Source organism: Flagellimonas sp. B-3 (assembly GCF_056857835.1).
Window position 1 is genome coordinate 162010 of sequence record NZ_JBSXNW010000018.1, and the last position, 21125, is coordinate 183134.

Annotated in this window: 24 protein-coding genes and 1 pseudogene; 9 read left to right on the top strand and 16 right to left on the bottom strand. The window is 40.1% G+C overall.

Annotation, left to right across the window (positions count from 1 at the left end; genetic code table 11):
- Positions 1–413 precede the first annotated feature (413 nt).
- Complete coding sequence (locus tag AC13CS_RS06920) at positions 414–695, top strand: hypothetical protein (protein WP_293163335.1); 282 nt, start codon at positions 414–416, stop codon at positions 693–695.
- 300 nt (positions 696–995) lie between these two features.
- On the opposite strand, the gene AC13CS_RS06925 is transcribed toward AC13CS_RS06920, so the two are convergent.
- Complete coding sequence (locus tag AC13CS_RS06925) at positions 996–1634, bottom strand: GntR family transcriptional regulator (protein WP_482888696.1); 639 nt, start codon at positions 1632–1634, stop codon at positions 996–998.
- 51 nt (positions 1635–1685) lie between these two features.
- Positions 1686–2159 carry a DUF5004 domain-containing protein gene (locus AC13CS_RS06930; protein ID WP_293163340.1) on the bottom strand — a complete coding sequence of 158 codons (474 nt, stop codon included), beginning with the start codon at positions 2157–2159 and terminating at the stop codon, positions 1686–1688.
- 185 nt (positions 2160–2344) lie between these two features.
- Between AC13CS_RS06930 and AC13CS_RS06935 the strand changes: the two genes are divergently transcribed.
- The 3 genes from AC13CS_RS06935 to AC13CS_RS06945 all read left to right on the top strand — a co-directional run bounded on the left by AC13CS_RS06935 (position 2345) and on the right by AC13CS_RS06945 (position 5535).
- Positions 2345–3133: a hypothetical protein gene (locus tag AC13CS_RS06935; protein ID WP_293163343.1), complete on the top strand. Its 789-nt coding sequence runs from the start codon at positions 2345–2347 to the stop codon at positions 3131–3133.
- Positions 3134–3235: 102 nt separating this feature from the next.
- Positions 3236–4606, top strand: a complete 1371-nt coding sequence (locus AC13CS_RS06940; RefSeq protein WP_293165232.1) for an aldehyde dehydrogenase — start codon at positions 3236–3238, stop codon at positions 4604–4606.
- Between the two features lie 131 nt (positions 4607–4737).
- Positions 4738–5535, top strand: coding sequence for a universal stress protein (locus tag AC13CS_RS06945; RefSeq protein WP_293163346.1), 798 nt, complete (start codon positions 4738–4740; stop codon positions 5533–5535).
- A gap of 125 nt (positions 5536–5660) precedes the next feature.
- Here the strand turns inward: AC13CS_RS06945 and AC13CS_RS06950 are convergent, their stop codons facing one another.
- The 3 genes from AC13CS_RS06950 to AC13CS_RS06960 all read right to left on the bottom strand — a co-directional run bounded on the left by AC13CS_RS06950 (position 5661) and on the right by AC13CS_RS06960 (position 7369).
- Entirely contained in the window at positions 5661–5978 is a 318-nt protein-coding gene (locus AC13CS_RS06950; RefSeq protein ID WP_163624574.1) for a nucleotidyltransferase domain-containing protein, read from the bottom strand.
- On the bottom strand, positions 5975–6424 hold the full coding sequence (locus AC13CS_RS06955; protein WP_163624572.1) for a nucleotidyltransferase substrate binding protein: 450 nt from the start codon (positions 6422–6424) through the stop codon (positions 5975–5977). The genes AC13CS_RS06950 and AC13CS_RS06955 overlap by 4 nt, the downstream gene beginning before the upstream one ends.
- Before the next feature lie 738 nt (positions 6425–7162).
- On the bottom strand, positions 7163–7369 hold the full coding sequence (locus AC13CS_RS06960; RefSeq protein WP_313790328.1) for a helix-turn-helix transcriptional regulator: 207 nt from the start codon (positions 7367–7369) through the stop codon (positions 7163–7165).
- Positions 7370–7568: 199 nt separating this feature from the next.
- Between AC13CS_RS06960 and AC13CS_RS06965 the strand changes: the two genes are divergently transcribed.
- Positions 7569–7814, top strand: a complete 246-nt coding sequence (locus AC13CS_RS06965; protein ID WP_293163351.1) for a hypothetical protein — start codon at positions 7569–7571, stop codon at positions 7812–7814.
- 61 nt (positions 7815–7875) lie between these two features.
- On the opposite strand, the gene AC13CS_RS06970 is transcribed toward AC13CS_RS06965, so the two are convergent.
- Positions 7876–8304, bottom strand: a complete 429-nt coding sequence (locus AC13CS_RS06970) for an FKBP-type peptidyl-prolyl cis-trans isomerase (RefSeq protein ID WP_163624566.1) — start codon at positions 8302–8304, stop codon at positions 7876–7878.
- Between the two features lie 113 nt (positions 8305–8417).
- Complete coding sequence (locus AC13CS_RS06975; RefSeq protein ID WP_293163353.1) at positions 8418–9575, bottom strand: endonuclease/exonuclease/phosphatase family protein; 1158 nt, start codon at positions 9573–9575, stop codon at positions 8418–8420.
- Positions 9576–10094: 519 nt separating this feature from the next.
- Between AC13CS_RS06975 and AC13CS_RS06980 the strand changes: the two genes are divergently transcribed.
- On the top strand, positions 10095–12587 hold the full coding sequence (locus tag AC13CS_RS06980) for a T9SS type A sorting domain-containing protein (RefSeq protein WP_482888697.1): 2493 nt from the start codon (positions 10095–10097) through the stop codon (positions 12585–12587).
- Between the two features lie 44 nt (positions 12588–12631).
- A complete protein-coding gene (locus tag AC13CS_RS06985; RefSeq protein WP_293163359.1) occupies positions 12632–13279 on the top strand; it encodes a hypothetical protein in 648 nt (215 codons plus the stop codon).
- An 85-nt stretch (positions 13280–13364) separates the two neighbouring features.
- Here the strand turns inward: AC13CS_RS06985 and AC13CS_RS06990 are convergent, their stop codons facing one another.
- The 3 genes from AC13CS_RS06990 to AC13CS_RS07000 are packed head-to-tail and all read right to left on the bottom strand — an operon-like array spanning position 13365 to position 17008.
- Positions 13365–14210: an MORN repeat-containing protein gene (locus tag AC13CS_RS06990; RefSeq protein ID WP_293163362.1), complete on the bottom strand. Its 846-nt coding sequence runs from the start codon at positions 14208–14210 to the stop codon at positions 13365–13367.
- Between the two features lie 33 nt (positions 14211–14243).
- On the bottom strand, positions 14244–15074 hold the full coding sequence (locus AC13CS_RS06995) for a DUF2490 domain-containing protein (RefSeq protein WP_163624559.1): 831 nt from the start codon (positions 15072–15074) through the stop codon (positions 14244–14246).
- Between the two features lie 2 nt (positions 15075–15076).
- On the bottom strand, positions 15077–17008 hold the full coding sequence (locus tag AC13CS_RS07000) for a hypothetical protein (protein ID WP_293163367.1): 1932 nt from the start codon (positions 17006–17008) through the stop codon (positions 15077–15079).
- A 358-nt stretch (positions 17009–17366) separates the two neighbouring features.
- On the opposite strand from AC13CS_RS07000, the gene AC13CS_RS07005 reads away from it, so the two are divergent.
- Positions 17367–17690, top strand: a complete 324-nt coding sequence (locus tag AC13CS_RS07005; protein WP_293163370.1) for a hypothetical protein — start codon at positions 17367–17369, stop codon at positions 17688–17690.
- Between the two features lie 9 nt (positions 17691–17699).
- Here the strand turns inward: AC13CS_RS07005 and AC13CS_RS07010 are convergent, their stop codons facing one another.
- The 6 genes and pseudogenes from AC13CS_RS07010 to AC13CS_RS07035 all read right to left on the bottom strand — a co-directional run bounded on the left by AC13CS_RS07010 (position 17700) and on the right by AC13CS_RS07035 (position 20552).
- Complete coding sequence (locus AC13CS_RS07010; RefSeq protein WP_293163373.1) at positions 17700–18323, bottom strand: YdeI/OmpD-associated family protein; 624 nt, start codon at positions 18321–18323, stop codon at positions 17700–17702.
- A complete protein-coding gene (locus AC13CS_RS07015; protein WP_293163376.1) occupies positions 18320–18673 on the bottom strand; it encodes a VOC family protein in 354 nt (117 codons plus the stop codon). The genes AC13CS_RS07010 and AC13CS_RS07015 overlap by 4 nt, the downstream gene beginning before the upstream one ends.
- A 19-nt stretch (positions 18674–18692) precedes the next feature.
- Positions 18693–19274, bottom strand: a complete 582-nt coding sequence (locus AC13CS_RS07020; protein ID WP_293163378.1) for a YdeI/OmpD-associated family protein — start codon at positions 19272–19274, stop codon at positions 18693–18695.
- Positions 19275–19278: 4 nt separating this feature from the next.
- Positions 19279–19664: pseudogene (locus AC13CS_RS07025) on the bottom strand (DoxX family protein).
- 101 nt (positions 19665–19765) lie between these two features.
- Positions 19766–20227 carry an SRPBCC domain-containing protein gene (locus AC13CS_RS07030; protein WP_293163380.1) on the bottom strand — a complete coding sequence of 154 codons (462 nt, stop codon included), beginning with the start codon at positions 20225–20227 and terminating at the stop codon, positions 19766–19768.
- Between the two features lies 1 nt (position 20228).
- Positions 20229–20552: an ArsR/SmtB family transcription factor gene (locus tag AC13CS_RS07035; protein ID WP_293163383.1), complete on the bottom strand. Its 324-nt coding sequence runs from the start codon at positions 20550–20552 to the stop codon at positions 20229–20231.
- 366 nt (positions 20553–20918) lie between these two features.
- Here AC13CS_RS07035 and AC13CS_RS07040 point away from each other — a divergent pair, with 366 nt between their 5' ends.
- Complete coding sequence (locus AC13CS_RS07040) at positions 20919–21125, top strand: (4Fe-4S)-binding protein (RefSeq protein WP_293163386.1); 207 nt, start codon at positions 20919–20921, stop codon at positions 21123–21125.

Here is a 21125-nt window from a genome sequence, read left to right on the forward strand (position 1 = left end):
AAAATGTAAAATAAAAATTGTTTTTATTTATTTATGAATGTAAATCGAGTTTATTATGCTTTTTAGCTTGCAGGTAACGTTAAAGATATAAATCGTTTCTAATGATTTATATCGACCGATACTGAATCAAGTTCAGCAGAGCTAACGAAGTTCACCGAAATTTCCTTCAAAATCAATAGGTTAAACCCAATGTTTCCACGAAGTTATCAACCGCTTATTGCCAAACTGCAATGCGTTTGTAGATAAAATGTATATTTGCCTTGCTACACTTATCGAAATTAAGGTGTCCTCTCCAACCTCATTTAAACAATTATAGGACAGGCAAACGGGTGAAAGTCCCCAGACCTTCAAGGCACCGCTTTGATGAGTGTAGCAGTGACCTGTCCTCATTTTTAACCATAAATTCTTTTGTTATGCTACACTCAAAAGGTCAAAACCAATGTCCCCATTGCAAGAAGGACTTTACCGAAGACAAAGCGCAAAGCGCACCCAAAATTTCCCGAATGCTTACCCCAGAACAAGTTGAACTCTTGGAGTTTGCCGATCATTTGGATGGCCCAGATTTGGTAAAATCCCTAAAACTGGTACACGATGTTGCCCTTTACCATTCCCATGGACCTATAAACGAGGCGGAAAAAGATGCACTCTTCAATTTAAAAGTCCTTTGGGAGTGTATTGAAGGGATTGTGGAGTAGAAATTGGGGGAACTCAGGTAGTATGCTGTAGCCCAATAACAGTACTTTGTCATTTCGAACCGACCGGCGGGAGCGTGAGAAATCTAACCCTAAAAAGAGATTTCTCGGTCGCTTTGCTCGCTCGAAATGACGAAGATTGTCAAAAAAACCGATTGTTTGTCGTTCCTGCGAAAGCAGGAATCCATCCACTGCGGGATTATGAGGGAGTTATCAATATTAAACGAGGAAAAAATGTCATTTCGAACCGACCAACGGGAACGTGAGAAATCTAAAAGATAAGTAACTCCAACAATAAAAAAGTTAACCGTTATTAATGTGGATTTGTCCTCCAATATGTTCCAAAATGGACATCCAATGCATTCGTAAAATCAAGGCAGCCGTAGGAACATTATCTTCTTGGATGGCCTCGACCACGGAGCGGGTTTGCGTACTTAGTTTTTTGAAGAACAAAAAGTCTTGGATAAAATCATGCTCATAAAAATGAAGCCTTAACTTGAGGTCTTTTAAAATTTGTAACAAAATTTTATTGGTACAATGCCGTACCAATTGATTGTGGAAATTGTATCGAATTGCAAGTCCTTCGGCAGTACTCTCGGTATTCTCCATTTTGGTTTGGAGCGTGTTCAAAAGATCCATTTCGTCAAAATTAAACACGGAATTCTCCAAAGCCATAACTTCTAGCTGGGCTACGATTTCGATAAGGTTCTTAACTTCGGTTTTGGAAAGTTTTGCCACTACAAAACCGCGATTGGGTATGGCTTGCAATACCTGGGCCTGCTCTAACTGACTCAAGGCTTCGCGAATAGGGGTAACGCTGACCCCGGTATCTCTGGAAAGGGCGGCCAAGTTAATGGTTTTGCCCACTTTTAACGCTCCGTTTTGAATTTGAAGCAACAAATGCTCTTTTATTTTATCCCTCAAAATAGATTGTTTGGCCATGGCTTCAAGTCAAGTATCGGGTGTTTAATTATTCGCGCTGCAAAAAAATCACTACCGTTTCTCATAAACATAGCTCTCTACTCCCGGTAGTTCCTCATCTTCATTTTTTATAATTCTATTGCCATCCAATTGTAGGACATCCAAAGTAACGCTGCCTTGAAAAGCTATTTCGTTGCCATCGCTGGCCCAGGCCCCGGTTGACGAATTGGTACCAAAACAATCCACATAGTATTGATTATTGGTAATGGCCGTTATGTTAAAGTTGGATTGTTCGTATTGATAGGTGGTGTCGTCTTTAAGAATCAGGGTTCCCGAAATACAAGTTTCCTCATCCAAGAGATTGGAGGAGAGTTGTCCATCACCATCCAAGTCCACAGCAGCACTTAAATTGACTTCTACCAAATCCCAAGTGCCCACAAGGGCTGCGCTGGAAAATCCATTATCGCCGTTACCATCATCATCACTGCAAGATAAGATGGGGAACAGGGCTAAAAGCAATAGTGAAAGTGAATTGATTTTTTTCATAGAACCTTAATTTACGGGATAATCGAGATTTGACCTCCGAGGCTTGCCTAGAGTTTGCTTACTTCTTGTTGAAAATAACATAATTTCAAGAATATATTTTAATACCCGCTGTATTTCATCGATTTAACGATGCTATCTACACTAAATGGTAAATGGCAACGTTTTTTTGGTAAATACACAATCAAATGAAGAAACTTACCCTAAGATTTTTATCGATTGCTTTTGCCAGCTTTGCACTGATCGGTTTTCAATCCTGTAGTGATGATGCCAAGCCTGGCGAGGGAGAAGCAATTACCCAAGCGGAATTAAAGACCATTTTAACCACCGACGATATTGCTGGAGCGGCCGATACTACATTGGCAGGGCTTTTTGCTGGAAATACCGCCAAAACGTCCACAGCAAAGGAGGGGGAGTGCTATACGGCCGAATATACTGAAACTGGATTTGTGGCAACCTTTAACAATTGCGTGCTCAACGGAACGGACAACGTAAACGGAACCGTGATCGTTACTTACGAGGTAGGGGGGGAGACCGCCACCTTCACAGCTACTTATCAGGATTTCTACGTGGGCAACATTAAAATAAACGGTACTAGAACTTTTGAAATGTCAGCGAGCAGCGATCAAACTTCTATTACTTTTTCGGTAGTAAGCAACATGTCCGTTGAAATGGAAGATGGTTCTGTAATTTCTGAAAATGGGACAAAAACATTCGGCATCACCTTTGGTGATAGCTTGGAAAGTGCCATTTTTACCCTTTCGGGCAGTTGGACCGTTGAAGCGGATGGAAATACTTATGCCGTGGAAACTTTGGAAGACCTGCAAGGAAATGCTTCTTGTCAGTACATGACCACCGGAACTATGGTTGTTTCCAAAAATGGATTGGCCGTTACCGTGGATTTTGGTAATGGGGAATGTGATAATATGGTCACGATCATCTACCCGAACGGAGCCATAGAAGAGATGACGCTTTAAAGGTCTTTAAAATATATTTTAAAAGCACCGGCCTATACCGGTGCTTTTTATTTTAATGAAATTCCTAGTTAGATTGTTTATATTTAAGGAAACAATCTATTTATCGTGAAGCATTTGGTAGCGGCCCAGAATGAGTTTTTTGCCACTCAGAAAACAAAGGAAGTCTCATATAGAAAATACCACCTCAAAAAATTACGGCAAGAAATTCTTGATCAAGAAGATGCTATTTGCAATGCGCTTTATGCCGATTTTAAAAAACCGAAATTCGAAAGCCTCGCCACCGAAACCCAATTGGTTTTGGCCGAACTCAAGCACGCCATCAAGAATGTACGCTCATGGAGCGAACCCCAAAGCGTAGGAGCTTCATTGTCCAACTTTCCATCAAAGGACTGGATCCAGCCCGAACCCTACGGGAAAGTACTTATTATTTCGCCTTGGAACTACCCGTTTATGCTCGCCATTGCACCCTTGGTGGGAGCCTTGGCCGCTGGCAATACCGCTATCTTGAAACCATCGGAATTTAGTCCGCATACTTCCAAAATAATTGCGCAAATAATCCAAAAAGTATTTCCGCCGGAATATGTGACGGTTGTGGAAGGCGGGGTAGAGGTGTCTACCGAGCTTTTAAAGGAAAAATGGGAGTATATCTTTTTTACGGGAAGCACCCGAGTGGGCAAAATTGTCTACCAAAGTGCTGCGGAACACCTAACACCGGTTACCTTGGAGCTGAGCGGCAAAAATCCCTGTATTGTGGACAAAACGGCTTCCATAAAACTGGCCGCAAAACGCATAGCCTGGGGCAAATTTATAAACGCAGGGCAAACCTGTATTGCCCCGGACTATATTTTGGTGCACAAAAGCGTTAAGGATTCCTTGGTTGATCATCTTAAACAAAAGATCACCCAGTTTTATGGGAAAGAAATGGAAACCTCGGGGAATTTTGCCCGGATTGCCACAACCAAGCACTACCAAGAACTTAAAGCTATGCTTGCAGGACAAAAGGTCCTTTTTGGAGGCAATTTTATAGATGATGAGCAATACATTTCGCCCACTTTGGTGGATGAGCCCCAGTTGGACAGCCCAATTATGAACGGTGAGATTTTTGGCCCCATTCTTCCCATAATTTCCTATGAAGAAGAAAATGAATTGCACGAGTATATCTCCAAATACCCGAACCCTCTGGCGTTTTATGTATTCTCCAGCAATAAAAAGTTTCAAAAACGCTTGATGGGCCAATACTCCTTTGGCGGAGGTACCATTAACGATGTGGTAGTACACATCAGCAACAAGGATTTGCCCTTTGGCGGGGTAGGTCAATCGGGGATAGGGGGGTACCATGGCAAGTACACTTTCGACCTTTTTTCCCATCATAAATCCATAATAAAGCGTGGTACGTGGTTAGATGTGCCACTGCGATATGCACCTTACAATATTCCTTTGAAATGGGTAAAAAAAATAAAGCACTTGTTTTGATGGATCAAGGTTTTACCAAATTTTATAAGGTCATTTTAGCAATATCACATTTTTTATCTTAATCAAACGTTAAACCATTGAAAATTAAGGGTTTTGGTGCTATCTTAGGGTGAATCATCAAAACTACATCTATGGAAGGGAATCAAAAAAAATATCGCATCTCCGTTTTGCTGGACATGTCCAAGAATTCTTCGTTTGTATTGAACAGTGCCGTGGAATTGGCCAAAAGGGTAGAGGGCTCCATTGAGGTTTTCCACGTAAAACCTACCACAAACATTATTAAAGGGGATAGCCAACTCTCCGCCATACGAACATTGAACCAGGACGATCGATCTACACGAGCGGAGATCAATGAACTTATTTCCAAGATAAATGAAAAGGAAAACCTTTCCATTGGCTATAAATTGGAGTATGGCAACGTAAAAAACAGGGTGAGGGATTATTTGGCGCTCCAAAACCCGGATATTTTAGTTTTGGGCAAGCGCAGGCCAAGATTGGGAATATTTTCTGAAAGTATTACGGATTTTGTAATTAACCAGACGAACAACACCAATGTGCTGATTTTGGGCGAGGACGATAAATTCCATTCGTTTGAGGACATTAATTTAGGATTTTTTGGGGCAGAGCTTGCAGAAACCAATCTGGAAGTGATACAAGACCTAAAACGGGACAGTAAAAAACCTGTGCGACATTTTGATATTTCGAACGAGGAAACATCGCAAAACCGGAATTATCCTTGGCACAAAACAGTTTCGTACAAGTTTAGAAAAGGTGCCAATGCCTATGATGGTCTCGTAAATTATGTGTCACGCACCAATACACAACTTTTGTGCGTGTCCAAAAGCGGCAAAAATTTTATGTTTAAACCGAGCCCTATAAAATCGGTAATTAGAAAAGCAAAGGTGCCATTAATGGTTTTGGCCAAATAAGGGACTTAGGGGAGTATTGTTATGCTTCCTTATATATTCTATTTTACATAATGTAGATTATAGTACAAATGTCTTCATGTTATATTTTATCTGATTCAACCTTCCTTTGAGTACCTTAAATATTTTTAATTGGTTGAAACTTTAGATTTTTGATAGAAGATTTTTCCAACTCGATTAATATGAGATATTAACTCCTGATTTTTGATATTTTCAAAAATTGACAAATCCATTTTATATGGGAGCATTTCTCCATCAAGTTGGCTTTCTATTCTTAATAAATTATCGAAAGTTAAATTTCCTTTTAAGGTAATATCAATGTCCGAGCCCTCTCTATAATTTCCCATTGCCCTGGACCCAAAAATTACTGCTTCATGAATATTTGGGTTGCTCTTAAAAATCTTGGTGATTTTTTGTATTGTATTACTACTTAAACCGTATCTCATTCTTCTTTAAATATTTCATTTTGCTCTCCATCCCTCAATTCTACCATTTGACTATGAAATTCGTTGAATAATGTAGCATAATCATTGATGATATTTTCAGTTATTTCAGAAGCCGTATCCTCATCATAAGTATGACTCGTTTTATTTCGGCTTACAATCATATCCATCCAAACATCGCCATGACTAATTAAATTAAATTTAAAAGCCTCACGTGTAGCATCCCTACTACCTCTTATTTCTGTATTCCCTTGATAATAAAAATAGTCCTTCATTACATTCCATGCTAACTCATGCGTAAATTCAAAGGACTGGATTAAACCCTGTTGCTCAAGATTGGTTAACGCTCTCTGATTAGCTATTTTAACAGCTTCATTAAGCTGTAATAATGCCTTGCTATAATTACTCAATCGCTGATGCCACCTTATATCCTGTGAGTTCGAACTCATCTTTATTCTTTATATATTATAAATAACTTTATTAATTCCCCTATTGAAACAGATAACGCGTTCCAAATTTACACCGTAAATTAGGTAATCTAGATTACATTACTTGTGTTCCTTTCTTTTTTCTTGATACTTTGGTCGTGCTCAGCAGAACTAAAAAAGAAACAAAAAATCAAGAAGAAAATAGGCTTCCACGCGCCCTTTGTGTCTTATAGCTTCGCTATTAGGGCTTTTTGAACGCCCCAACTCAAAGCCCAGGGCAATGGCGCTGACGTGCAAGCCACAAACCTGTCTGCCGACAGGCAGGTTCACCCCAACGCTGGCCCGCATTTTCTTCTGGCCAATTTCAACTTCATTAATACTAACTAAAATGAGGCATTATTGATTCCAAAAGCCAAAACATAGATAAACCTGAAACAGCACCTATTAAAAAATAAATTCCTTTTTACTGGAATACTTTTCCCCAATACCTCATAGAAAATATAAACTTGAATGTAAAGAGAAAATAGTATTAAGCCGATTCCATAGATAACCAAAGCTGAAATCAATTCTTTGTCTAAGGAAATATATCTGAACACTCCCAATATAGCTGCTCATCCAAGGATTTCAAATAACTTTGGCACATATTTCAATATCCGCCTATCAATTTTCCTCAACGAATATTTGCCTTTTTTGACATCTAAGCTGTCTTTGTTAATGTATAACTTTCTAAACTGCCATTTTCTGACCAAAATATTTAAATCAAATTTTAGTCGGCACCAATAGCTCCCGAATATCGACATCAAGAATTTCGGCAATCTTCTTTAGGTCTTTTAAATGCGGCTGGGATTTATTGTTGCAAATTGAAGTAATTGTATTTGGATTTCGGTCTAGTTTAACCGCCAATTCCTTTTGGCTCACTCCCTTGATAACGAGCACTTCCTTTATTCTGTTTATTCGCTCAGACATTGTCTAAAGCTAGGAATAATCAAGGTTTAAGTCAATGTCAAATTTCAAGGAGCATTTATTTTAACAATATTAATATCGTTTTAAACAATATTAATACAATATAAAACAATGAATTTATTTTTGATTTTATAAATAAAAACTATATTTATATAGTTACTACCCATATTTATACTCAATAAACAAATAGAATTGTCCCAAAATGAGCTTAAAAACAAAAGACCTACATCCCCTACTCTCCTACTTCGAAGATTGCCACGAAGGCGATTTACTTTCCTTTACCCAATGGTTGGACAAGGCCATTTTTATGTTCCATTACCTCCCCGCGGATGCGTTTTCAGAACTGGAGCGCCAAAATGTTTGCCATGTGCTTATGGAGCTTAAAAAAACGGTCATAGCCATCCATTTGGGACAGCAAGCAAAGTGTTTTCCCGTGAACAGGACGTAGATCCAAAAAAAAAGCCCCATCGTTTTGACAGGGCACCTTTGTTCTCTATGTAGTTGTTACACTAAAGTATCTCGACCACTTCAAGGTCGAACACCAAATCTTGGCCCGCCAACGGGTGGTTGGCATCTATAATAATATCTTCCTCTTCTACTTTTGCAACGCGAAATTGTTGTTCTTGCCCTTGTGCATTGGAACCTACCAATCCCATCCCAACTTCTGGCTTAAGGTCTTCGGGCAATTGTGATTTTGAGATTTTTTGAAAAAGTGCTTCGTTGACCTCTCCATACGCATCTTCCTTATCAATGGTAATGGTTTTCTTTTCATTAACGGCCATATCAATAAGTCCTTTTTCAAATCCCGGTATAAGTTGACCCTGACCCAAGGCTACCTCCATAGGTTCGCGCTCCAACGAACTGTCAAAAACCTGTCCATTGGTCAATTTACCTGTGTAGTGCACCTTTACAGTGTCATTCTCTTTTACTGTACTCATAATTTTTGTTTATAGTTTTAAAATCAAAACGTTGCAAATATACAGGGTATAAAACGGTTAAACGAAGGAGTTGCCCATTGGTTTCACTAAAAACGGGTATTTGTACCTATTCTTTACTCCAAAAGTGCCAATTTGTTGGTTAAGAAGCTCTGTGTGCTGTCGGTCTCAATTTCCAACCATACGGGCAGGTGATCGCTTATCTGGTTCCGTTTCCAATACCTGTTGAAATACGTCCGGAATGCTTCATCGGAAGTCAATGTGGACGGGTCATCTTTATGGCTCAACATCAACTCGTGGTATGTTGAAATTGTGTCCGGGGTGTTTTTGTACACATAATCGAACAATTTAAAGACGCCTCCCCGCTCCTTCCCATCTTCATCCTTGCCAATTTTAAAATATTGGTCAACATGCAAAAAAATGCGGTCATAAATCTGGTTGAGGCTCGTGTTGGTGTATTTGCCCTTGAGGCCATCACTTTCAAAAAAACCTTTGTCGTTCATTAATTGGACAATATCCTCGTCCGCTTCATATAGATTCGTGTCGCCCAACACAATAAGGTTTCGTTCCTCTAAGGAAGAACGGTTCAGTTTCAGCTCCAAAAGCTGCATCAGGAGCCGTACCTCTTCCTTTCGGATTTCTTTGTCCGTGGGTTCGCCGGGGGCGTTGGCACCATCCCCGGGGTGCAAATGCAAACTCACGATGGAGAACTTTTTCCATCCACTTTCAAAACCAGTGAACGTAGGGGTGCGTTTCAGTTGTTTTATAATGGGGTTTGCCGAGATAAACTCATCCGGGATTACCAGTTCGCCGGACAAGCCCGAGTGGGTCACCCGCCGCGAATCGTAAATAAATCCAAAGCGCTCCTCGTTGCCCGCGTCACCTTCGGTCACATCGCTAATGGTATATTTCCAATCGCTTCCCAAGAGTTTCATTACCTTGTCAAAATGGTCTAAGTCACCGTTGATTTCTTGCAGTGCCACAATGTCGAACGCATTGATGATCTCCGCTATGTAAAAAAGTGATTCGGCCGTCCGGTCCTTTAATCTTCCAAAGTTTTTAATGTTCCAAGAGGCCAACAATAGGTTTTTGTCCACTCCCTTCGGCGGAATGTTGTTGATGAGGCCTTCTTTTAGTTTTAGCAATCCTTTTATGGTGCGTTCCTTGCCCTTGTTGTCCAACAACCTGGCGTAGTCGTTGTATTTGTCGAGCATTACCAGAAAGTAGCGGTTGGTACTGAGCTCTTCGTCCGGCCTAAGATCCGTGTACCACATGTTTTTGTTTTAAAGATGTTCTACAATGTATATGGGAAACCTTTTGAACCTAAAATATCGAGGGGGAACGGATACGAAATCAATCACCCGATCAATCTTAAAGATATTGATTTATTGGAAGACGCACTTGGTGAAACACCTTAAAAATTCAATGGTTTTTGTCGTTGTTTTTTAGAGGTTTTCCTCAATTTTTAAGGAGTAAATAAGCTTAATATTAATTCTCCTAAGGTTTACCAGAAAGCTTTTTAAATGGTATCCTTTTTTGTATTTGTAACTTCCCTCTCCCCATCCTAAACAAGGGCTGTCAAGTTGACGATTTTTATTAGCTTTTTATCATTTTGTGATAAGGTTTCAATAAAATTTTATTTTCTTTAACAAATCTGAAGTAATAATCTTACATAAATGACCAACCTCAAACCATTTCTTTGTTTCTGTTTATTTTTTTTTACTGCACTTTCTCATTCTCAATGGACACCTACACCGGGGCCTGAGGGTGGGGCTACTGGTGATATTATCAAAGTGAACAATACGTTACTGGTGATTTCTTCGTATACAATTCATTCTTCTACAAATAATGGGGAATCATGGACCCAAAGTATTTCTGGTCTACCGGAAGATGGCGGGGCAACTAGTTTAACTACTGATGGCAATACTATTTATGTTGCTTTGGTCGGAAACGGTATTTATAAATCAACAGATGAAGGAAATTCTTGGGTTCCCGCAAATAAAGATATTGAGGACCTTACATTTTACAAGGTATTTGCCAATGGTACCACAATTTATGGTGGTACGGATACAGGTGTAATATATCGATCTCTTGATTCAGGAGAAAATTGGACAGTTTGGAGTACTGGAGTTACAGGTTATCAAGTCAGCGATTTTGTAGTATTTAATTCCAAAGTATATGTAGGCACACTAGACGGGGTTTTCGAAAATGATGGTAATAGCGATATCTGGACACAAGTGGACATACCAGGACTTACCCATGGCGCATGGTCTTTAACAACTCAAAACGGAATATTGTATGTTGGAGGTATTGGTGAAGTATATGTTTCTAATGATAATTTGAGTACATGGGTAGCAATGAACACCGGGAACGCAAGTATTTCAGACCTAATTTCCATACAAAATACTGTATATGCTGTTGGTGGGTCACGTTCATATTTTTATTCAAACGATAATGGAGCCACTTGGAGTGAGGTCTCGGTTTTGTCCCCTGACAATTATAGCATTTTGAAGTCTTTATTAATATCAAATGGGAAAATAATGGTCAGCTCTACTTCTGGTAACTATGAATCATTGGATAATGGTATGTCTTGGACATGGAACAATACAGGCATAAAAACACAAAACATTACAACTTTTGCTTCAAATGATTACTACCTTTTTACAGGTACTGGAGGTAATGGGCTGTTCCGTTCTGCTGACAATGGTGTCTCCTGGACCGCTATTAATTCAGGGATTGAAGGGCAAAATGCATCATCAATCTATGAAACAATAAAAGTAGACAATACTCTTATTATTGCCACCGGTGGAGGTGTGTTCTTATCCAATGACAATGGTGATAATTGGGAAAAAAAGATAAATCCAGGTGTCAATATCGCTACCTCGGCATTGGATTACTCTAATGGTGTTTTAGCCTCTGGCGTACAGGGAGATGGCATCTATTTGTCCTACGATTTGGGCGAAACCTGGAATATTATCGTTCCCGAAGGCCTTGAACCAGATGAAACTTATGTAAGCATTGCTCTAGAAGGGTCTACCATGCTGCTAAATTCTGGGAATAATGAGGTTTATTTGTCAACCGATTTGGGACAAAGCTGGAGTCCAATTACCACATTGGAGAATTCTATTTTTATTGAAGATATCGAAATTGCCGATGGTATCCTTTTTGTTTCGGACAGTCAAGGTCTCCATAAATCATCTGATATGGGCCAAACTTGGACCACCTATCAAAATACGGACTATAGCATAGTAGAGAACATTACGGTTGAGGGAGATGTTCTGTATTTGGCGACACGAAAAGGTTTCAAGGCCACAACTATAGATCAAGATGTATGGTATTCGTTCACCGACGGTATGGGAAACCTTGGCACTACCAGTATTTTCCTTAATAATGGACAATTGTTCGCTGGCACTTATAGATTTAGTGTTTGGTCTAGACCTGTATCCGAAGTAGTGGTTCCTTTTCCTGATGATGACAATGACGGCGTTGCCAATGCGGATGATCTTTGCCCCAATACTTACCCAGACATAGCGGTTAATGAAGATGGTTGTGATTTTATAGCTATTGACGCGTTAAGCGTTGTTGGTAAATCACCGTCATGCCCTAATGTGGATAATGCCAGAATAGAAGTGGGCGCCACCCTATCCGGTTATGCTTTTGATATCAGTTTGGAAGGTGAAGGAATTAGTGAAAGCTTCGAAAATGTAAGTCTGGAAGTCAATTTTATATTGGATAATCTTGCTCCCGGCTCATACAAAGTCATAGTTTCGATACCTGAAATACGTTATGAACAGTTATTTGGCCTCATCATAAATGAGCTCAACAATATATCGGGTAAGAGAAACAACGTGGATAAAAACTCCAAAACGGCTAAGTACATTGTTTCTGGAAGCAAGGAGTATGTGGTAAATGTCAATGGGCTTCAAAAAACCTATGTATTTGATTCAGTCGATGAAAATGAAATTTTGATACGAAATTTACAAGATTCCAATACGGTTCATATATCAGGCAAGAGTGAATGTCAGGGAACCATAGAAGATAATCTTGCCTTGGAAACCGAAATGCAGGTCTACCCTACCATTACCTCGGGCATATTGTCCATCTCAGGAGAAACCACAATCAACCAAATAAACGTATACAACTCCATTGGCCAACTTGTATTAAGTAAAAAAATGAATTCCTTGAACAACAAAACCATTCATTTGGAAAACCAGTCTGCTGGATTTTATGTCGTTCACTTGGTTGCTGAAGATGAAATCAAAAGATTTAAAATAATTAAACAATGATAAAGTCCTTAATAAGTCAAGCTCTAGCTTTAATCATTTTATTGATGCTTGTAGGCGCATGCTCATCATCTTCATCAACTGAAGAGGTAGAAGTGATGCCCCCAGGTAAACCCAACGGGATTCTTCCAACAAATGGAGAAACTTGTTCTGATTTTATCGAAGTCCCCCAAGATGAAACCAAAGCCATTATTCTTTTTACATGGGGCAGTGTCTCAAATGCAACCGGTTATGTTTTAGAGGTTTTTGATGGAAACGTTATCCAGAATAGCATTAGTGCTTCCAGAACAGATGTAGAAGCTACTTTGGACAAAGGTAAATCCTATACATGGACCGTGACCGCGGAAAATAGTGCAGGTCAAACAAAAAGCGATACAATGTCCTTTACCACTCCAGGTGAATCTGTTGCCAATTATGCGCCCTATGCGGCAGAAATAAGTACCGAGTTTAAAAGTGAAACTTCCGAACTAATAGTTTCTTGGTCAGGTAGTGATCAAGATGGTGACGCCCTAACATACAATATACTTGTAAAAGATAGCAAGGGTATAGACGTAGTGAACCAAACTGGTATGGCCGAAACTACCTTGGATCCCATTGTAGTTAATCTAGGAGAAACGTATAGCATTAGTGTTAAAAGTATAGATGGTTTTGGCAATTTTTCAATATCTGTTAGCTCAATCACCATAAAAAACTAACTCCCCTGGCTATAAAGTTAATGTAGTATAATTAATTCAATTATGTACATTTCCTAATGTTGATGTAATTCCAAAAAGTGCATTATTACTTTTTGTTGACATTTACCAGCTTATCATCGTTCCACTCGCCACCAGCGACCACATCGCCCTCTGCATCGTAAAACTTACCGGTTCCGCTACGCTTGTCATCCTCCCACTCGCCTGTGTATTTTTCGCCATTGGGCCAATAGTAGCTACCAAAACCACTGCGTTTATCGTTTTTATAGTTGCCCACGTAATATTCGCCATCGGGCCAATAAAAAGTACCTTCGCCATGTCGCTGATTGTTTTGCCATTCGCCTTCGTACCTGCTCCCTGTATCCAACAAAGCAACGCCGAAGCCATGGGCTTTACCATCTTTAACTTGACCGATGTAGTGCATTTGACTTCCTTTTTTACTCTTAAATGTAAGGTACTCCCCAAACGATTTTTGTTGGAGCTGCTTTTTTAAACGGGCCAATTGCACCTTGGTCTTTTCCAAGGAAAAACTAAGGGAATCATATTTTCTAACGGCCAATTCCTCGTTCCAACCGGAAGCGGGGACCGTATCTTGCTCGTCTACTGTACTGTTTTGAATAGCATATACACCGGTATTGGTATTTCTCAGCTTTTCTGCCAATGCAATCCGCAACGGAATTACCCTATTGTTTTCCTCTTTGAAATTAATGGCGGCATTATAGGAATCAATGGCCGTGTTATAATCACCTTGAAGCAACAAGGAGTCTATCTCCGTTAATTGTTCATACGCGTTAAGCTTTTCCGAAATGATTTTATTTTCCTCCGCAGCTTGGGCAAATTCTTTTTGCAACTTGATGGATTTGCTTACGAAGAACAGCATTCCCGCCGTAACAAGGGCCAAAAGAACAAAGGGAAGGTATTTCTTTATTTTCATGCGTTAAATGCTTGGTTCACTATTTAATACGATTTAATCGGTCAAATGGATGTCTGGCAACTTATTTTTTACCCTCCTAAAGTCCGGTGAGTAGTACATGTGAAAGCGCAACGTCCACCCTTGTTGATAATATCCGCCATTGTACCGCTCTTGGCCTTGGGAATACAAAACACCCGCTGCAAAGGTTAAACGAGGTGTTACAATGTAGCCCACAGTGGTAGTTAAACGAAGGTCCTCCATGGGACTGGCCACCACTTCCTTGCCACTTTGCATAATTAATTCCGCCTCCGGTGCAACGTAAAAAGTCTTGGGGCTCAGTTTGGTGTTGTTCAATGGGATTTTTGCCCGGAACATATAGCGCCAACGATTCCTGAATATGTAGTCGCTATCCTCTGCAAAGCCTTGGGTCCAACGATGTTCTATTCGGATGCGGTGATACAGCATGGCCGAATAAAAGGGCATGGCAAATTGGTATTGGTGCCAAATACGCCATTCGGGAACTACATTTCTATCTTCCGATTCTTCATCTGTGTTAAAGTTAATGCGCACTACCCCACCCAATCGAAAATTGGTCTTTTTGTTAAAAATATACCCAATGGCATGTCGGTTATAAATTTGACCTATCTGTCCTATAAAAGGGGTGTTTTTGGTTTCTTGAAACCTAAAATGGGTCTGGGCATCCCAAAAGAACCGTTTTCCTATTCTAATGTTCCCATACGTATTGATCCAAACCTTGGTTTTGGGATCCTTGTACTGCGATGTTTCGGGCAAAACCTCTGGTTCCGACTCTTGTGCGTAAACAGTACCAACAAATCCGAAAATCATCAAAACAACCGCCAAAAAGCTACTTCTGAAACTCACCATGCCTATTGATTTTTAGAAGTTGATTGCTCCTTTAAGAGTTTCAGTATCTCTTTGGGGCGTTTTTCCTTTCGTAGCTTACGTTCCAATTTTCTGGTGTCCTTATCCCGTAAATCCAATATGCTTTGATTGGTATAGATAATTTCATTGTTAAGGCTGTCCGCATTGTCACATTGCAGTTCTTGGGTTATCGTTGTAAGGAAATAAGGAACCAAAATGTTCTCGTATGCATTTACGATTCGCTTTTTTACCTCTTCTTCCATAACATTTGCCATAAAAGGGTTCCAAACGGCATCGGTATATTTCTTTTGGATTTCTTCGCTACGCTGTGGAAGCTCCTTAATCGTAATGGCGAGTGCGTTGAGTTGCGAAAGACAATTTTTCGCCTCTTTTCCATATTCCAATTTTTTGTTCGGGTTTTTAATGGAGGCATATTCGGTCAATGCACTATCTGCTACATTTTGGAGTTGTTCCACTGCTTTTCGGAAATTTTGCGGAAACTTTTCGGGAAGTGAATCAACTTGTTTTTCCAAGCTGTTGTTCAATGCGATGAGCTCTTCCTCCAGCCCGTTCAAAATTTGCAACTGTTCATCATTGGTCAGCCTTGAGGCCAGCGATCCTTTTATGTATTCCAAGCTCATCTTGGCATAGGTGGCCATGGCGGCTGCGGACAGTAAATCATCACTTTCATAACCAAATTCCTCGGAGCTTGGTAGGCTAAAGGTTCGTTGCCCGCCTTTTTCATCGGCAACAACAATTTCCGTATTTGGTTTTCCTTTGGGCCACAATCCCTGCATCATGTCCGGAATTTTTAGGTGCTGTACAATTTCATGCTCTTTGTACCCTGCCAAAGTTCCCAAAGGCTCCAAAAAGTCGTTGTGTATTTTTTCGGCAACATTGTAATAGAAAAACGCTTCCGGGTCGGTACGCTTTACAATGTTCAAGTGGCTGTTATCTAAAATGGCATTACTTAAATCCGACGCTATTTTGTAATCCGATGCAATTTGCTCCAACATGTTATTTTGAAGGGAGTCCAACGGGTAGTATGGCACCTTTACTTTCATATTGGTTTCAAAATCCGGTGAACCCAAATGATCGAAGACCTCACTTATTTTTTTATAATAGCCATTGTTCTGTTCCAGCAATCGGGATATATGGCTTTTTTCTTTATCGTTGTCCAAAACCGCACCCAACAAAGCAATGTATTGGGCGTTTAGCTGAATGGTTTTATAGTTGGATGCATGGGTATCGAATAATGAAACCGCTTTGGATGTGCCGCCTAAAACTATTTGGATACGGCGGAGCAACCCATCCTCAAAAAACCAATTTTCGGTGTCCTCAACGTTTTCTGTGGCATAGAACGACCATTCGTCATGGGCCAGACCGTCTCTCAACAGCCTTCCGACCAGCACACTGCTATCGTTTTCTATTTGAAAACTTTGTTGCGGCACTCCTTCATCAAAAGAAATGCTGCTCTTAAAAAGTATTTTTTCAATTTCAGAATCCTTGATTTGATTAATGGTGTATGTCCATGTGCCATCCGGTTTGCCCTTAACAAGGCTGCCCTTCCCTATTTCTTGTACACCGCTTACCAAAACCCTGTATTGGTAGCCCACCACTTGGCTTTGGCTATTGGTTTGGTAGGCACCAAATTCAAATTGCCATGGTCCATGGGCGATGGCCTTATCAAAAGCTCCCGAAAAACGAAACGTATTGTCCGTATTTTGCACAAGAGTCTCAAGATTGGATCGCTCTAACTCAAAATCACCATCAAAAATGGTATCAAGGTCGGAAATAGTGTATTGGTAAACCGCTTTTCCCGAATAAGGCCCCACTCGAAGAGGTCCTTCGTACGTTTTGAGTTCTTGACCATATGTGTGGAGCGTTAACGCCAAAAAGAAAAATACCGGGAAAAGCCTTTTTTTAGAGGGCTGCATTATGTAGAAATTACAGGTTAGTTGATAGTCACAATAAGCTACGAAACCAATAAACCTTTTGGATGATAAATGCTTTAGCTTTTTTTGATTTCCCTGATTTTTTATTAAAAAATTGAGTGTTTGATAAATTTTTAAATATTTATGGTCCTTGCTTTTATATTCAATGGTTTCCTACACCTTTTTAATGAGACATGAAATGGTAAAATAATTAGTTATGCATTGTTTTTTTTTTCATAAGCATAGCTTTTAAGGATTTTTAGGAAACGGTATCCCGTAAACAGTCTTACTGATCCACGTCATAAATCATGAAGTTCCAATCTCTTAATTTTAAGTGCATTTTTCTCAAAATTATATACTTATGACAGCAACGGAAGGAAAAAAAGGCAGACTATTATATTGGATACTGATAGTGTTGGCCATTATTATCGGGATTATTTTTTACGGTGGTTTCACCAATGATTTCAGCATGAAATTTTTATTGTTCTTCTCTGGCGTGCCATTTTTATTGTTCGTGTCTGGAGCATTTGGGTTGTTGTGGCCTAAGCTAAAACCATCCGGAGAGGAAAGCTACATCATCCACTCCTTGGTGTTGGGCCTTATATTTTTTGTACTGTTCCTACTCCACGTTTGGGTGATTTTACCACTCATTTGTCCAGAGTTCAGGGATTGTTTGGATATATAGGCCTTGCCTTTATTTATCATGCAGCCCTAGTCCCTTGAAAATTCTTGGGGTATGTTTTTCAATTCTGGCCTCACGGGTCTTGGATTGTTTGGCACTGGAAAAGTATAGCAGATACCCTTTCTGTCTTCCAGGTGTTAAGGCGTTAAAAGCTGCTTTGAGTTCGGGGTCTCCATCCAAACGCTTTTGAAATTCCTTTGGAATCTCATATTCCGATGCTTTTTTAAAATCAACCTTCAGTCCTGCTTTCTCCACCTCAATGGCCTCGAACATATAGGTTTTTAAAACGGGCTCAAGGGCAGCAATCCGTTCAATATCGGTAAATCGGATTACCCTACCGGATTGGGTGTTCTTCCCTGGTTTCTCCAGAATTTTATGGTCATCCTTCAACAGGGCACCTTTAAAAAAACTTAACGTACAATTGTCTTTGAATGCAGCCACCATAAGAATATTGCTACCGTTGTGGGTGTAGCAGGGCACGCCCCATTTTCGCTCTTCGCTAAGCCCACAGTCCAGTACTGCCCTTCTCAAATATTTCAACTCTCCTTGCCAATTGTGCACCTTGCATTCCGGAGTGCCGCCCAAGGCACAGCGACCACAGCCTTCCTGTAAATAAGCGTCGATTTCGGGATTCATAAATGTGTCAATAGATTAATGGTGGCGCCGTTTGGGTCTTTTACAAAGAACCGTCTAACGCCCCAATCTTCATTTGTTGGCCCATAAACCACTTCGTGCCCCAACTTCTTTGCTCGTTCGTACATTTGGTCCACATCGGGTATTTCAATGGACAGAAAAATCGCTGTATTGTCCGGTTTTGTGGCTTCTTCATTCTTAAAAATATTGATTTGGGCCATTGGATTTTCTTTGGAGGCAAACGTTATGATCCACCCAAGGTCCATGGCTAACTCCATCCCCAAGAAATCCAGATAAAACGCCTTGCTCGCTTCCAGATCATCGGAATACATATTGGGAACAATTCTTCGCATGGTCTTTTTTGTTGATGGTTTACATTTCGTTATATCCTTTCCCTTCAAAAATTTTGGGGATGGACTTCTCTACTCTCGATACACGGGTTTTGGATTGTTTGGCTTGTGAAACATATAGCATGTACCCGCGTTGGCGTCCTGGGGTCAATGCTTCAAAAGCGGTCTTAAAATCTGCATCGGTATCCAGTTTGTTTTGAAGCTCTTCAGGCATATCAAATTCAGAAGTTTTCTTCATTTTGACTTCCAAACCAGTTTTTTCTACCTCAATGGCTTCATAAATGTAGGTTTTCAACACTTTTTCCATATTCAAAATCTCCTTCACATTGGTAAATCGAATCTGGCGGGCCGATTGCACATTTTTGGTCTGTTGAATCAAAATTCCTTCGGTATCCTTCAGCAAAACACCCTTATGAAACAACAGCGCACAATACTCCTTAAATCCATGGATCAAGACCATATTGCTCCCATGAAACGTGTAACAGGGCACACCCCACTTAAGTGTTTCGGTAAGGCCCGTATCGAGGACTATTTTACGCAATTGTCGATAGGCTTCCTGCCATTGGGTTGGTTTTTCAAAGAAGAAATCAACTTTTGGGTTCATGGAGTTATTGGTTTTGTGTTGTGATAACTTTTCTGCCAGCTGGTCTAAAATACCAAGAAATCAGGGTCAATGCCAATAACAAGGAAGGTCCAAAGAAATCGGCGGCCCCATCACCTACCGCCAAATGGGAAAAAATGGCCCCTGTCATTGTAAAAACAAAACCGGCATAGGCCCATTCCTTGAGTACGGGAAACTTGGGAATTAGAATGGCCACAACGCCCAAAAGTTTCCATACCCCGATAATATGAAGAAAGTACAACGGATAACCCAAATGTTCCATCATTTCAACCTCCTCTTCCATCCAATTAATTGAACAATGCCCGTGGAGGTCATTCCCAGGGCCAGCCAAACGGTGGCAACCCAATAGATAATTTTACTACGTTTTGCCATGATATGATTTTTTAGGCTTTTGTGTTTGCAAAACTTTTTCCTTTCATTTCGACTTCGCTCAATGTGACAGGAAAAAAGCTCTTATCGTTGGAGATTTGTTATTATAACTGTTCCATTACTTCCTGCAAGCGGTTATGTGCCATATTAACCCCTTGGGCAAAGGGTAGCTTCAACATACGGTCCCTATCCTCCACCGATTTATAGACCATGTGTATGGTGAGCTTGCTCATTGTATCGGTAAGGGCTTCAAATTCCAAAAACTCCAACTGGACCGGAAACTGTGCATTTTCCATCTCAAAAGTCCTGATGATTTTTAGATTCGGCACAAATTCGTGTATGGTTCCATTGAACCTATGCTTGTTTCCCTTCGGGTCGGTCGTCTCAAACTGATAACTACCGTGTTTCCGATTGTCAAGTTTTAGTACTTGGGTGCCCATCCATTGCTCTACGATTTCAGGTTTTTCATACGCTTTAAAAAGCGTTGCCACGGGCAGTTCAAATTCCCTGGTGATCCAAATTTCCTGTTTTCCGTCCTCAGCATGGACTTTGGTTTTTCGTTCCATATTACTTTTTGGGCAGTTGTTTTTTCATAATGGTTTCGAGCGTATTAAACCTATCGTCCCACATATCCCTGAAAGGTGCTATAAAATCGGCTATTTCCTTTAGTTTCTGTGGATTGAAATGATAGTAGATTTCCCTCCCCTGCTGTTCTTGGTTAAGTAGTTCACATTCGGTAAGTATTCGGATATGCTTGGAAATGGTCTGCCGGGATGAATCAAATTCCGCCGCAATGGCTCCCGGTGTCATGGCGTTGAGTGCCACCATGGCAATAATGGCCCTACGGGTCGGGTCGGCAATGGCCTGAAAAACATCTCTTCGTAATTCCATTTACGCAGCTATTTGACTGCAAATATATATGCAACCACTTAACTGCGCAAATTTATTTTGAATTTAACAATGTAAGATGCAAGGTCAAAAAAAAATCTATCGAACTTAAAAACCGCTAAACGCTTTCTATAACAAGGTAAACGAATCCACGATTACTATGTGGAGAATATCGACAAAATTTATTTAACAACTATTTTGGAAGAAGCGAAAATGGCATATAAAAAATAAATGGACTTGGGGTTTAGAAGAAAAATCCGGTAAACTACATTATCTTTACTTAAGCTGATTCAGTATCCATTTTGTTTCTAAACCTATGTATGCCCAAAAACATTGGTTGGTGATAATGAGAACTAAACCGCAACAATTATGACAAAGAAAGAATACACCAACGGAGAGGTTACCATATTATGGCAACCCGAAAAATGCATCCACTCTGGGATATGCGTAAAAACATTGCCCAAAGTGTATAACCCAAAAGAAAAGCCTTGGGTCAAACCTGAAAATGCCACTAGTCAGGAGTTAATAAATCAAGTAGCAAAATGTCCTTCGGGAGCATTGAGCATAAAAAAATAG